The organism is Bacillus sp. NTK034 (assembly GCF_017303275.1).
Lineage (GTDB): Bacteria > Bacillota > Bacilli > Bacillales > Cytobacillaceae > Cytobacillus.
On record NZ_JAFKOJ010000013.1, the window covers coordinates 1 to 12,241 of the forward strand.

Genomic DNA, 12,241 nt, shown 5'->3' on the forward strand with positions numbered 1-12,241 from the left:
AGCGTTCGTCCTGAGCCAGGATCAAACTCTCCATATAAGAGTTGATTAAGCTCATAAGTTGTCTTTTCAAAAAAGACTAAAGAATTAACGTTGACGTTTTTGTTCGTTCAGTTTTCAAAGATCAATCAGTAAGTTTGGAGCGGGTGAAGGGAATCGAACCCTCATCATCAGCTTGGAAGGCTGAGGTTTTACCACTAAACTACACCCGCATATAATATTATTGTTTCCCGAATGGTCGGGAAGACAGGATTCGAACCTGCGACCCCTTGGTCCCAAACCAAGTGCTCTACCAAGCTGAGCTACTCCCCGTAATATGGCGCGCCCGAGAGGAGTCGAACCCCTAACCTTTTGATCCGTAGTCAAACGCTCTATCCAATTGAGCTACGGGCGCATCTTTTAAAGCAACTCTTATATTATAACGACCTAAAATCAAAATGTCAACAACTTTTTTGGTGCGGCCGAGAGGACTTGAACCTCCACGGGGTTGCCCCCACTAGGCCCTCAACCTAGCGCGTCTGCCATTCCGCCACGACCGCTTAATGAAGCGACAAGTAACATCATACCAAAACGTGGTACTCATCTCAATGGTAATTAATGGTGCGGGTGAAGGGAGTCGAACCCCCACGCCTTGCGGCGCCAGATCCTAAGTCTGGTGCGTCTGCCAATTCCGCCACACCCGCAATTTGAAATTGAAATGGTGAGCCATGAAGGACTCGAACCTTCGACCCTCTGATTAAAAGTCAGATGCTCTACCGACTGAGCTAATGGCTCATACTTTTATGAGACTTCCTAAAGCCTGATAAGTGCAGTCAGATGTTCCAAAGCTAAACCGCTTTGTCACAGATTGCTATTCGGATGAAGAAATTCACTGATGCTGCAATCTGCTCTACCGACTGAGCTAATGGCTCATTTAAAAATGGCTGGGCTAGCAGGATTCGAACCTGCGAGTGACGGAGTCAAAGTCCGGTGCCTTACCGCTTGGCTATAGCCCAATAACAAATGGCGGTCCCGACGGGAATCGAACCCGCGATCTCCTGCGTGACAGGCAGGCATGTTAACCGCTACACCACGGGACCATCCATATAAATACCGTCGGAAACAAAAAAAGTGACCCGTACGGGATTCGAACCCGTGTTACCGCCGTGAAAGGGCGGTGTCTTAACCGCTTGACCAACGGGCCATTGTCAGAATTTTCTGGCGGAGAAGGAGGGATTTGAACCCTCGCGCCGCTTACGCGACCTACACCCTTAGCAGGGGCGCCTCTTCAGCCACTTGAGTACTTCCCCAAATATGGCTCCGCAGGCAGGATTCGAACCTGCGACCGTTCGGTTAACAGCCGAATGCTCTACCACTGAGCTACTGCGGAATAATAATGAACTTTATCGATAAAACAGTTAACACCTTATCGACTCTTCATATTATAAGGACGCTGACTATAAAAGTCAAGCTTGTTTTTTAGAAGAATTTATTAGCTGTTTGTCCTGTTTGTCCTGCGACAATTATTAAATATAATGCGTATTTAATCTATTGTCAATTCTTTTTAAATACTAATTTCCCCTTACATTTACCGCAGACATATTTATTCGTATCAACTATTCTTTTTCTTTGATAGGTTTGGCCGCATTCTTTACACATATAAACAAGAATCTTAGCAGCTTTATTTGTTTTTGGACGATCAGGCAAGGCAGAACAATATCGAGGTGCTCCCACTTTTTTCATTAGCATTCTGAAATCCTGATCACGATGTTTATACCCTTTACCTTCTAAATGCAAGTGATAATGACAGAGTTCGTGCTTAATAATCCCCTCTAATTCTTCGGCCCCAAGTTGTTCATAATACTTTTTATTTATTTCAACATGGTGTGAACTCAGCATATATCTTCCGCCAGTCGATCTAAGACGCAAATTAAAATAAGCCTGATGGCGAAAGGGCTTGCCGAAGCTTTCTAATGATATCTTTTCAACAAGTGTCTGAAGCTCCTGGTCATTCATAGCAATGTTTTTCCTCTCTTATCGTAAACATGACAACCTATTATAGCATACATTATATATACCTTTTATAGCTCTGAACTCCCTTAGCAGTCCAAGGGAGAATCATCAGATTCCAATACACGGGAGGTAAAACATATGCCTGTTTGGTTTCAAAATCAAATCCAGCGTGCCTTTTATGAAAAAGACCGCTATCAGATCAAACTGCTGAATCAGTGCTGGTTTTTCTATAGAAAGAAACACTGCTCATAAAATGCTGAGAGCCTGAGATGAATACCAGCTAATATCAGCCACAACCTCCACCCGGAACCGCAGTCGACACTTTGCTGACTGAAATTGCATAGTCCAGCAGAACACATTCTCTGCAAACCTTAAAAGAATAGGCCAAATCACGCTAGAAATATTGATTTCCGATGTGATTTGGCTTATGACTCGAGAAGTCAATCTTTGAAGACAGTAAAACAAAGCAATATTTTTCAGTTAATTAGAGTGTTCAAGCATAGTTAAGGCGACTCTTCCCTTGTGCTTATCAACTGAGTCAACCCAGACTGTTACTACATCCCCAACAGACACGACATCCAGCGGGTGTTTAACAAATTGGCGGCTAAGTTTGGAAATATGAACAAGGCCATCCTGTTTGACTCCGATATCAACAAATGCACCAAAGTCTACTACATTTCTCACTGTACCTTGAAGCTCCATCCCTTCCTGCAGATCTTCAAGTTTCAGCACTTCTTTCTTTAGCAGCGGCTTTGGCAGCTCATCACGCGGATCTCTTTCCGGTCTCATTAAAGCATCAATAATATCTTTCAGTGTAAGTTCACCAATTTCAAGCTCCCGCGCTGTCTGGCTGATATTTATGCCTTTTAGTGCTTCCCTCAATGATTGCGTTCCAAGGTCACTGGATTTAAAGCCGAGATTAGCAAGCAATTTATTTACTTCTGCATATGTTTCCGGGTGTATTCCAGTCCGGTCCAGAGGTTCTTTTCCATCGTTAATCCGCAGGAAGCCTATCGCCTGTTCATAAGTTTTGGCCCCAAGGCGCGGAATCTTTTTCAACTGCTTGCGGTCTGTAAATTTCCCTTCTTCTTCCCGTTTCTTGATTATATTAGCGGCAACTGTTTTCGAAAGGCCAGCTACATGCTGCAGCAATGAAGATGACGCTGTATTCACATTAACACCCACTTGGTTTACCGCTGTCTCAACAACAAAAGAGAGTGATTCTGACAGTTTTTTCTGGGATACGTCATGCTGATATTGACCAACCCCCACGGACTTGGGATCAATCTTAACCAATTCTGCAAGAGGATCCTGGAGTCGGCGGGCGATGGATACGGCACTTCTTTCCTCTACCTGAAGATCAGGAAACTCTTCTCTGGCAAGATCTGAGGCAGAGTATACGCTCGCCCCTGCTTCATTGACAATTAGGTAGAATATTTCCTCTTTCATGTCCTTTAAAATGTCAGCGATGAACTGCTCGGTTTCCCTTGAGGCGGTTCCATTGCCGATGGCAACCATTTCTACTTTAAAGGTGTTTAGAATATGCACTACTTTCTCTCGTGCTTGTTTCGTTTTGGAAACAGGCGGATGCGGATATATGACACCGATATCAAGTACTTTTCCTGTCTCATTTACCACAGCCAGCTTGCAGCCAGTTCTGTAGGCAGGGTCTACACCAAGTACCATCTTGCCTTTTAATGGGGGCTGAAGCAGCAATTTTCTGAGATTTTCAGAAAAAATCATGATTGCCTGTTCTTCTGCTTTTTCAGTTAGTTCATTGCGGATTTCACGTTCAATCGAAGGCATAATCAGACGCTTGTATCCATCTTCAATAGCTTCCTTTACAATTGGCCCTGCAGAGGAGCGTTCATCCTTCACCCACTTTTTATATAAGTATTTTAAAATCAATTCGGTATTTGGCTTAATGTTAATCCTTAAAACTTCTTCTTTTTCACCGCGGTTTAATGCAAGTGTGCGGTGTGGAACAATCTTGCTCACTGGTTCCTCATACTCGTAATACATTTCATAAACGCCTTTTTCATCAATCTCTTTATTCTTCACAGAAGACTCAATGGTTCCCTTTTTGACTGTTTCCATACGGATCCATTTTCTGCTTTCTGCTTCATCTGATACCCATTCTGCGATAATATCTTTGGCTCCGGCAATTGCCTCTTCGGCTGTAGTTACTTCCTTTTCATCAGATAAAAATTCTTTTGCCTTTGCAGCCAGGGTTTCATTAAGGGGAAAAGTGAGAAGCCATTCAGCAAACGGTTCAAGCCCTTTTTCCTTTGCTGCAGTTGCTTTTGTGCGGCGCTTTTGCTTATACGGCCGGTATAAGTCTTCTACCTCCTGCAGCTTCACCGCTTTTTCAATTTTGGATTTTAGCCCTTCTGTCAACTTGCCCTGTTCTTCAACTAGGCGGACTACCTCTTCTTTACGCTGATTGAGATTTTGTATGTATTGCCAGCGCTCCATAATATCCCGGATTTGCACTTCATCCAGTGCGCCTGTCTGTTCCTTTCTGTATCGGGCAATGAACGGGACTGTGTTCCCTTCTTCCAGTAAGCTGATTGTGTTTTTTACTTGTTTAATGGCTATTGATAATTCCCCAGCGATTAGGTTTAGTACTTGATTTTGTCTATCCAAAGTTTTTTCCAAGATCATTCCTCCATCATAGAGTCTCACTTTTCATTTTATCAAAAAGAAAAACAAAAAGCTTACCCTGTTCTAGAGTAAGCTTCCAAGTATGAAAGTAGCATCATCTGAGGTAGATGGATACTGCTTTTTTATATCTTCCGAGATAAGATCAATAGGGAGAAATGCTTTCAGCAAAGATTTAACCCCTTGAATATTTAAGCCATCTGAATATATCAAAAACTTAGATTCCGCTTCATACGTAAACCGCTGGGTATGAAACACCTGCGGCCTTCCTGACAGATATCCAGTTACAGGCAGGGGATAAGTGAGTTTTCCAGTAGATGAATAAAGGAAAAACCGAATATTCCCTACACAGCTGTATACAAATTCCCTGGAGGCAAAATGAACTTTAAACAGCGCAACTGCTGCTCCTCTTTTTTGTAAAAGAACATCGTTGCAAAGCTTCATGAGTGTATCTACATCCTTCTCATGATGCTGCTCTACGACAGTAACAACAGCAGAAGAAGCTTCATACGCGAATTCCCCGCTTCCAAGGCCATCTGCCAGCACACATACAAAGTATTCATCAGTTGCGGTGAAGTAATATCCATCACCGCAAAAAGCTTTACCATCTTTAGCTGTCTGGTGAGCAATCACTTCGATGTTATCTCCAACCAATTTGGTCATGAAAGGCACTCCGAGTTATTTGTTTCAGAGTGGATCGCTTCCTGAAGCTTTTTGATTGCACGGCGCTGAAGTCTCGAGACATGCATCTGGGAAATCCCCAGTTTATCTCCAGCTTCTTTTTGGCTCATATTCTCAAGATATGTGTATTGTATAATTAATTTCTCTCTCTCAGACAGGACATGCAGGACTTTTTCAAGAACAAGCATTTGGTTTACTTTTTCATAGCCCTCGTCTACATTTCCGACGATATCCAGCAATGTAACTGTTCCGCCATCAGAATCGGCCTCGATTGAATGGTCAACAGAAAGCGCCTGATAGCTTTTTCCCATTTCCATTGCTTCGAGCACTTCTTCTTCTGATACACCCAGCACATCGGCTATTTCGTCCACTCTTGGAGACCTATGAAGTTCTGTTGTGAGCTCTTCAACGGTCGCTTTAATTTTTGGGCCCAATTCCTTTATGCGGCGCGGAACATGAACGCTCCAAGTTTTATCCCTTAAAAAGCGCTTAATTTCGCCGATAACCGTAGGAACAGCAAAAGCCTCAAACGTTTTGCCGAAAGACTCATCATAGCGGCGGATAGCCCCTAATAAGCCTATAATGCCTACCTGGACAATATCCTCATGATAAGATCTTCCTTTTGAGTACTTACGGGCAATGGCTTCGACTAAATTCTGATATTGAAGGACCAGGGCGTTTTGAGCTTCTTCATCCTGGTGAAGCTGGTAGGCTTTAATTAAAGCATTTGTTTCTTCTTTGGATTTTTGATTAGGTTGAGATTGTTTTTGCATCCCTCTCCACCTGCTCTCCCTCTAGGTATTTGGTCATAAAGACCGTAACACCCTCTTTATGATGAATTCTTACTTCATCCATCAATGTTTCAATTAGGTATAGACCCAAGCCTCCTTCACGCAGGAATTCCACAGAATCAGTCTGGTCGTATGGCCCAATGCCTTGTCTTGCAGATTGGAAGTCAAAACTTTTTCCGCTGTCTGCGACCATTACCTCTAGACGGTCAGTGTATAAACCGAACCCGATGACTACTTCTCCTTGCTCATTCTGTTTGTATGCGTGTTGGACTGCATTGGTGCAAGCTTCACTTGTAGCGATTTTAAGATCTTCAATTTCTTCATATGCAAATCCCATTCTGCTGGCAATCCCTGATAGCGTCAGGCGGATTACCCCGACAAATTCCGGCTTAGCCGGAATTTTCACCTCTATATAATCAAATGGCTCGTTCATTGTACTCCACCTTCAATCCCGCTGTTAATATCAATAATATCGGCTAGGCCTGTAATTTCGAAAAGTCTCTTTAAACGGTCCGACAAGCCAACAATCTGAAATTTGCCGTTATTGGCGCGGACATTTTTAAATACACCAACAAATACACCTAAGCCGGTACTATCCATATAAGAGACTTCAGATAGGTTGACCACCATTTCTACGCCCTCTTTTTCTGTTAAAGGAAACAGCTCTTCACGGAGTTTAGGAGCTGTATACGCATCAATTTCTCCGCTTACCATTGCTTCAATCAGCATATCATTTTCTTTTACATCTATTGTAATATTCATAACTGACCCACCTCTTTACATGTCAACTGCTTTTTAATAGTTACCCGCTTTTAAAACCCATTAAACATTTCTTTTTAAAATAATTAAGGTAAAATCGTCCCGCAATTGAAAATGCTGAAGTTTTTCAAGTTCTTTATATACGTTATTAACAATTTCCTGTGCACTTAAATGAATGTATTTCTTGATTAATTCCAGCAATGATTCCTTTTCTATAAACCCTTCTTCTGTACGGCATTCAGTAACCCCATCTGACATTAATATAATCATATCTCCGGGATTTACTCCTTTTTCATACTGGCGGTATTTAGTTTTTTTATCAATGCCGAGAAGGAGGCCTTTCGCTGTCAGTTCGGTAAATTCACCCGTCTCAGCAGCAAAGAATAGTCCAGGTTCGTGTCCGGCAGAACCGTAAGAGAACATATGGCTGTTCGTATCATATATTCCATAAAACATAGTAATGAACATTGTTAAATCTACGTTCTGTTCTACGACCCGATTCAGATTTTCCAGAACCGTTTTAGGGTCATTACGGTTTTCAGGCAAACTGTCCATGGCATATTTAATCATGGACATACACAAGGCCGCCGGCAGCCCTTTACCGATTACATCAGCAATGGCTATGCTGATTGTGCTGTTTTCATCCTGAACAAAATGGAAATAATCACCGTTCATATGCTTGGCAGGAACACTTATGGCGCCAATATCCAAACCTTCAACAGAAGGAACCTGTGTTCCCAGCAAGGTCTGCTGGACATTCGCAGCTATTTCCATTTCTGTCCTGAGTTCCTGCTGAATATGCTTTAAGTTCTGGTGTTCCCGATAGGCAAAACCATAGCCTATCATGACTTCCAGAAGGATATCAAAAGAATGGTGAACATACTCAGGCAAGTCAGGATAAAGTTCGCCCATCAGACTTTTATGAACGCTGATAATCTCTTCAGGAGAGATTTTGTGCTCGATCGACTTCCTGCTGAACTTTTGGCCCTGATACAAAGCCTGTTCAGATTGTTCCTTAATATAATTCTCAAGAATATCCCGATACTTTGATTCCATCATTTCTCGGAAATCCATACCGCTTCCCCCTAACGAAGCCACTTAGTTGCTTTTATATCTGTTCCGGTTCCAGGATTGGAGTCAATTAAGAACTCATCCATTAACCGCTTCACACCCGGCAGGCCGGCTCCTAATCCCCCTGATGTAGAGAATCCATCTTCCATTACTTGGCGTAAATCATTGATTCCAGGGCCGCTGTCTACCGCAACTATACGCAATCCCGCTTTTCCGCCGTCGTATATTTTTTCAATACAGATTTGCCCTTGTCCGGCGTATAAGTATATATTCCGGGCAAGTTCACTAATGGCTGTAGTGATTCTAGCCTGGTCAACTGTACCAAAACCAAGCTCTTTAGCAACATTCCGCCCAAGCTGGCGGGCTGCAACGATGTCCCATTCGTTTATGATTTTAACGCAGGATTGGTTTTCCATACAGTTACTCCCCCAATTCCTGTTGTAATTTCTCCAAACCTTTTTCTAGATCTAATGCAGTAAGGACATCATCTAACCCAATACCTAACTCAATAAGCGTAATTGCTACGGCAGGCTGTATCCCGGTTATGACTACTTTTGCACCCATCAGTTTGGACATATTTATTACGTCGCCGAGAACTTTAGCGATGAATGAATCAATAAAGTCAATGGATGTTAAATCAATCACGACTCCATTTGCGCTGGTCTCATGGATTTTATGGAGCAGATCCTCCTGAAACTGCAAAGCAGTCTGGTCATCCAATTCCCACTGGATGGAGACTAATAGGCAATCGTTCAGCTTTAAAATTGGGATTCTCACTCTCATTCCGCTCCCTCCACACTCACAATTTTGCGGCTGGTTAACTCAAGCGCCGCTTCTACACCCTTTTTCAAGGTATTCTTTGTAGTAAACTGATTTAAATCAATTCCCAAGTTTACAATGGTTTGGGCAATTTCCGGACGGATGCCTACAAGCATGCATTTCGCTCCGACAAGCCTTACAGCATCTGCTGCCTGTATGATATGATGGGCTACCATCGTATCAACAACCGGCACACCTGTTATATCAATAAGCACCACTTCTGAACGGTGTTTTACTACTCCATTCAAAAGGTTCTCCATAATCTGTTTCGCCCGCTCTGTATCAATTGTTCCGACAAGAGGCATGACTGTAATTCCTTCGAATACTGGAATCAGCGGCGCAGATAGTTCCTGAAGCGCAATTTTTTGGAGAGATACAGTTCTTTCCCAAGTGGTTGAATACATATTTACCACTTCATTGACCATGGGAGTCATCCAGCTGTCAAACTCGTAAATGACTTTCATCTGGTTTTCCTGGGTAACAACCCCGGCTTCCTGCATGTCCTCAAATACAATCTTTCCGAATGTTTGGAGCCCTTTTGTCACAAAACTGAGAGGCCAGCCCAAACGTACGATTTTCTCAGAGAAGTCACTCAATTTTGAAGTGAATTCCTCATTTGAACTTTTTATATTAGAGATAATCAGGTCAATGAATTCCCGGCTTGTTCCGATAAATACCTGATCAGATACTACCTTCGTAACCCTTTCATCCGCATTTTCCTTTGTGGCCTCAAGCCACTCATTGAATATGGAATCTTTGTTGTTTTGTATATAATTCAATATTGTGGAATTCATTTGTTCCTCCCTATCTTAGCATATATCTATTATTAGCCTTCCAATTCTCCTTTATTGTAAAGAAGATAAAAAATCTTCCTGTCCCGTATATATCAATTAAATGATAACAGTGAATGCCAGTCAAATGATACCTATATGATGCGTAATGAATAAACTCCCATCGTTGGTTAATTCGACAATTTTTAATTAAATCCCTTTTTTCACTTCACATCTCAGCTGATTACCATCGAACATTGAAGTGTATTCTCATATGAAACGGGTATATTTACAATACCAGATAATTTTATATATTAAATGACTCTCTTTTTTACCCTCTTTATAAGGAACTAAACCTCTTTCCTGATAAAATAAAAAAACGCCCTTCAAAAGAGCGTTTGTTAAAATTCGATGAGGCCTAAGCTGATTTGCACGGCTTCATCCACTTTTTCCATCATTTCGTCATCGAGATGGGTTATTTTATCGGTTAAGCGTTGTTTATCAATTGTACGAATCTGTTCTAATAAGATGACCGAATCCCTTTCAAAACCATAACGCTTCGCATCAATTTCAACGTGAGTAGGCAGCTTCGCTTTTTGAATCTGAGCTGTGATTGCTGCAACAATTACTGTGGGACTAAACCGATTCCCGATGTCGTTTTGGATGACAAGCACTGGACGGACGCCGCCTTGTTCTGAACCAACAACTGGGGATAGGTCTGCAAAATAAACGTCACCACGTTTGACAATCAAAGGATTATCCTCCGCTTACTAGACGTTCAACTGTGTGTTCTGCCTCATATTCCGCTTGAAATGCTTCAGATGCAATCGTCAAATTTATTTTCGCCATCTCCATGTAGCCTCGTCTCATGGACTCGCGAATTTGTCTCTTTCTGCGTTCGCGCAAATACATTTTGGTTGCCTGATAAATGAATTCGCTCCGGTTAACGTTTTCCTGTTTTGCAAATCCGTCTAACTCGGTTAAAAGATGCTGCGGTAATTTCACCATTATCTCTGTTGTTGTGCTGGAATCAGACACAAACATACACCTCCACCATCACTACACACCATTTTTATATCTACCATTTTCAATATTACCATTAATAAAGCCCAATGCAAAGGGGATTCTTTAATTCTTCTGTATTATCGTCCAAAAAAATAGTATTTTATGCATGATTCCAGAAAAGCGGAAGCGCCTTGCTCACGATTGAACGCAGACTAAAAACGCAACGTCCTGTGGCAACGTCTGCATGACCCGCATCCTCCCAAATGCTCTCCTTTTGATCGTGCGATGTTTATGCTGACGAAGCCTTACATGTTTATCTTATCAGTATGCCTCATCGCTTATTCCATTTCTTTTTCCGGACGATAGCTCAACTGGGCAGCAAATAAAATTTACGCGTTATAGCAGATAATTAATTCCCCCGATAATTTTACCATCTCTTTTATATATGCGCGGAACCCGGGAAGATACCATGCAGGTTACTTCATAGTTGATGGTTTCAAGTTTTCCGGCGATTTCGTCAACCGGAATCTTTTCTTTCCCCTGCTCACCGATCAGGGTTACTTTTGTACCAACAGGCATTTCATGCGGAAGCTTAATCATGCATTGATCCATGCAAATTCTTCCAACAATTAGAACTCTCAATCCTTCAGCAATAACCTCCTGTCCCTGCAGCTTTCGGATCCAGCCATCTGCATAGCCAATCGGCAATGTCGCAATCCATTCATCTTCCTGTGCCTCATAAGTTGCACCATAGCTGACTTTCTCGCCTTTATGAAGCTTTTTCACATGCACAATAGAGGTATGGAGAGAAAAAGCTTCTTTCAGCTGGAAAGGAAGTTCAGGCTTAATTTCCATGGAAGGAGCCAGCCCGTACATACTGATCCCCATTCTGACAGCATTGAAGTGGGCTTTGGGGAATCTAAGGCCGGCCGCGCTGTTGCTGGTATGGATGCACTTCGGCAAAATCTCCAGCCAGCCGGTCATTTCCTCAAATCTGCTCAGCTGGTTTTCAAAATAAGCATTCTCCAATGAATCCGCTGTTGCGAAATGTGTAAACACTCCTTCAAGCAGAAAGCGCTTGTCCTTTTTAATAACGCTCTCAATTCCCTTAAGCTCATCAAAGCTTCGAATACCCAGGCGGCCCATTCCTGTATCAAACTTTATATGAATATTTAAGACTTCTCCCTCTTCCACATATTCTTTTGCTTGAGTGAGCCACTCCTTTTGAAAAACGGTCAGAGAAATATTCTTTGCCGCTGCTTCGCCTGCATGCTCCGGGCGGCTCGCTCCCATTACTAAAATCGGAGCTGCAATCTTTTTATTTCTCAAAGCCATCGCCTCATCCAGTGTGGCAACAGCCAGAGAGGATGCGCCCGCTTCCAGAGCAGCTTCGGCCACCGCAACATCTCCATGCCCGTACCCATTTGCCTTCACAACCGCAATGAGGTTTGTTCCTTCTTCTGCATGTTTTTTCATTGACTCTACATTATATGAAATATGATCCAGATTTATCTCTGCCCAAGTGTCCCTGTACATTTTTGTTTGTTCATACATCGATGTCTTCACGTCCTTTAGCCGTTGCTTCTCTACATGTCGATTATTAAACTCGGGCAGAGGGTTTGTCAAATGGTTATTTTTTATCAAAAAGCTTTGAAAGCTGATTTCCGATGCAGGCCAATCATCTCCATCAAAAAA

Annotated in this window: 14 protein-coding genes and 11 tRNA genes; 1 reads left to right on the forward strand and 24 read right to left on the reverse strand. The window is 42.4% G+C overall.

The genetic code is table 11. The features are described 5' to 3' along the window. Positions 1-135: 135 nt before the first annotated feature. The 12 genes from JI665_RS25250 to JI665_RS25305 all read right to left on the reverse strand — a co-directional run bounded on the left by JI665_RS25250 (position 136) and on the right by JI665_RS25305 (position 1,992). Positions 136-209, reverse strand: a tRNA-Gly gene (locus tag JI665_RS25250). 23 nt (positions 210-232) lie between these two features. Further along, a tRNA-Pro gene (locus JI665_RS25255) sits at positions 233-309 on the reverse strand. 5 nt (positions 310-314) lie between these two features. Then, positions 315-391 (reverse strand) — tRNA-Arg (locus JI665_RS25260). A 59-nt stretch (positions 392-450) separates the two neighbouring features. Continuing rightward, positions 451-536 (reverse strand) — tRNA-Leu (locus JI665_RS25265). 59 nt (positions 537-595) lie between these two features. Then, positions 596-680, reverse strand: a tRNA-Leu gene (locus tag JI665_RS25270). Between the two features lie 15 nt (positions 681-695). Continuing rightward, positions 696-771 (reverse strand) — tRNA-Lys (locus JI665_RS25275). 146 nt (positions 772-917) lie between these two features. After that, positions 918-992: transfer RNA gene (locus JI665_RS25280), tRNA-Gln, on the reverse strand. Positions 993-1,000: 8 nt separating this feature from the next. Continuing rightward, positions 1,001-1,076: transfer RNA gene (locus JI665_RS25285), tRNA-Asp, on the reverse strand. 32 nt (positions 1,077-1,108) lie between these two features. Continuing rightward, a tRNA-Glu gene (locus tag JI665_RS25290) sits at positions 1,109-1,180 on the reverse strand. 15 nt (positions 1,181-1,195) lie between these two features. Then, positions 1,196-1,286, reverse strand: a tRNA-Ser gene (locus JI665_RS25295). Positions 1,287-1,291: 5 nt separating this feature from the next. Next, positions 1,292-1,366, reverse strand: a tRNA-Asn gene (locus JI665_RS25300). 164 nt (positions 1,367-1,530) lie between these two features. Then, on the reverse strand, positions 1,531-1,992 hold the full coding sequence (locus JI665_RS25305; RefSeq protein WP_206845431.1) for a SprT family protein: 462 nt from the start codon (positions 1,990-1,992) through the stop codon (positions 1,531-1,533). A gap of 135 nt (positions 1,993-2,127) precedes the next feature. Between JI665_RS25305 and cmpA the strand changes: the two genes are divergently transcribed. Next, a complete protein-coding gene (gene cmpA / locus JI665_RS25310; protein ID WP_009336300.1) occupies positions 2,128-2,241 on the forward strand; it encodes a cortex morphogenetic protein CmpA in 114 nt (37 codons plus the stop codon). 228 nt (positions 2,242-2,469) lie between these two features. Here the strand turns inward: cmpA and JI665_RS25315 are convergent, their stop codons facing one another. The 12 genes from JI665_RS25315 to alr all read right to left on the reverse strand — a co-directional run bounded on the left by JI665_RS25315 (position 2,470) and on the right by alr (position 12,100). Then, positions 2,470-4,653 carry a Tex family protein gene (locus tag JI665_RS25315; protein ID WP_206845433.1) on the reverse strand — a complete coding sequence of 728 codons (2,184 nt, stop codon included), beginning with the start codon at positions 4,651-4,653 and terminating at the stop codon, positions 2,470-2,472. Positions 4,654-4,716: 63 nt separating this feature from the next. Next, positions 4,717-5,313 (reverse strand): PP2C family serine/threonine-protein phosphatase, encoded by a 597-nt coding sequence (locus JI665_RS25320; RefSeq protein WP_206845435.1) that lies wholly within the window; start codon positions 5,311-5,313, stop codon positions 4,717-4,719. Continuing rightward, positions 5,310-6,104, reverse strand: coding sequence for an RNA polymerase sigma factor SigB (gene sigB, locus JI665_RS25325; RefSeq protein WP_206845436.1), 795 nt, complete (start codon positions 6,102-6,104; stop codon positions 5,310-5,312). Before sigB ends, JI665_RS25320 begins: the two co-directional genes overlap by 4 nt. Next, the gene (gene rsbW, locus JI665_RS25330) at positions 6,082-6,555 is read right to left on the reverse strand and encodes an anti-sigma B factor RsbW (protein ID WP_009336304.1); all 474 of its coding nucleotides are present in this window, start codon (positions 6,553-6,555) and stop codon (positions 6,082-6,084) included. Before rsbW ends, sigB begins: the two co-directional genes overlap by 23 nt. Further along, the gene (locus JI665_RS25335) at positions 6,552-6,884 is read right to left on the reverse strand and encodes an anti-sigma factor antagonist (RefSeq protein WP_009336305.1); all 333 of its coding nucleotides are present in this window, start codon (positions 6,882-6,884) and stop codon (positions 6,552-6,554) included. Before JI665_RS25335 ends, rsbW begins: the two co-directional genes overlap by 4 nt. A gap of 60 nt (positions 6,885-6,944) precedes the next feature. Continuing rightward, a complete protein-coding gene (locus JI665_RS25340; protein ID WP_206845437.1) occupies positions 6,945-7,955 on the reverse strand; it encodes a PP2C family protein-serine/threonine phosphatase in 1,011 nt (336 codons plus the stop codon). Between the two features lie 11 nt (positions 7,956-7,966). Beyond that, positions 7,967-8,368 (reverse strand): anti-sigma regulatory factor, encoded by a 402-nt coding sequence (locus JI665_RS25345; RefSeq protein ID WP_026580738.1) that lies wholly within the window; start codon positions 8,366-8,368, stop codon positions 7,967-7,969. A gap of 4 nt (positions 8,369-8,372) precedes the next feature. Beyond that, complete coding sequence (locus tag JI665_RS25350; RefSeq protein ID WP_009336309.1) at positions 8,373-8,735, reverse strand: STAS domain-containing protein; 363 nt, start codon at positions 8,733-8,735, stop codon at positions 8,373-8,375. After that, complete coding sequence (locus JI665_RS25355) at positions 8,732-9,565, reverse strand: RsbT co-antagonist protein RsbRA (RefSeq protein WP_206845439.1); 834 nt, start codon at positions 9,563-9,565, stop codon at positions 8,732-8,734. The genes JI665_RS25350 and JI665_RS25355 overlap by 4 nt, the downstream gene beginning before the upstream one ends. A gap of 377 nt (positions 9,566-9,942) precedes the next feature. After that, on the reverse strand, positions 9,943-10,293 hold the full coding sequence (gene ndoA, locus JI665_RS25360) for a type II toxin-antitoxin system endoribonuclease NdoA (RefSeq protein WP_009336311.1): 351 nt from the start codon (positions 10,291-10,293) through the stop codon (positions 9,943-9,945). Between the two features lie 4 nt (positions 10,294-10,297). After that, positions 10,298-10,579, reverse strand: a complete 282-nt coding sequence (locus tag JI665_RS25365; RefSeq protein ID WP_206845441.1) for a CopG family ribbon-helix-helix protein — start codon at positions 10,577-10,579, stop codon at positions 10,298-10,300. A gap of 363 nt (positions 10,580-10,942) precedes the next feature. Beyond that, the gene (gene alr, locus JI665_RS25370; protein ID WP_206845443.1) at positions 10,943-12,100 is read right to left on the reverse strand and encodes an alanine racemase; all 1,158 of its coding nucleotides are present in this window, start codon (positions 12,098-12,100) and stop codon (positions 10,943-10,945) included. Positions 12,101-12,241 lie beyond the last annotated feature (141 nt).

Bases quoted from the DNA above. Each gene is read 5' to 3' on its own strand.
- JI665_RS25305 (WP_206845431.1), bottom strand. From the start codon at position 1,992: ATGAATGACCAGGAGCTTCAGACACTTGTTGAAAAGATATCATTAGAA.
- cmpA (WP_009336300.1), top strand. From the start codon at position 2,128: ATGCCTGTTTGGTTTCAAAATCAAATCCAGCGTGCCTTTTATGAAAAA.
- JI665_RS25315 (WP_206845433.1), bottom strand. From the start codon at position 4,653: ATGATCTTGGAAAAAACTTTGGATAGACAAAATCAAGTACTAAACCTA.
- JI665_RS25320 (WP_206845435.1), bottom strand. From the start codon at position 5,313: ATGACCAAATTGGTTGGAGATAACATCGAAGTGATTGCTCACCAGACA.
- sigB (WP_206845436.1), bottom strand. From the start codon at position 6,104: ATGCAAAAACAATCTCAACCTAATCAAAAATCCAAAGAAGAAACAAAT.
- rsbW (WP_009336304.1), bottom strand. From the start codon at position 6,555: ATGAACGAGCCATTTGATTATATAGAGGTGAAAATTCCGGCTAAGCCG.
- JI665_RS25335 (WP_009336305.1), bottom strand. From the start codon at position 6,884: ATGAATATTACAATAGATGTAAAAGAAAATGATATGCTGATTGAAGCA.
- JI665_RS25340 (WP_206845437.1), bottom strand. From the start codon at position 7,955: ATGGATTTCCGAGAAATGATGGAATCAAAGTATCGGGATATTCTTGAG.
- JI665_RS25345 (WP_026580738.1), bottom strand. From the start codon at position 8,368: ATGGAAAACCAATCCTGCGTTAAAATCATAAACGAATGGGACATCGTT.
- JI665_RS25350 (WP_009336309.1), bottom strand. From the start codon at position 8,735: ATGAGAGTGAGAATCCCAATTTTAAAGCTGAACGATTGCCTATTAGTC.
- JI665_RS25355 (WP_206845439.1), bottom strand. From the start codon at position 9,565: ATGAATTCCACAATATTGAATTATATACAAAACAACAAAGATTCCATA.
- alr (WP_206845443.1), bottom strand. From the start codon at position 12,100: ATGTATGAACAAACAAAAATGTACAGGGACACTTGGGCAGAGATAAAT.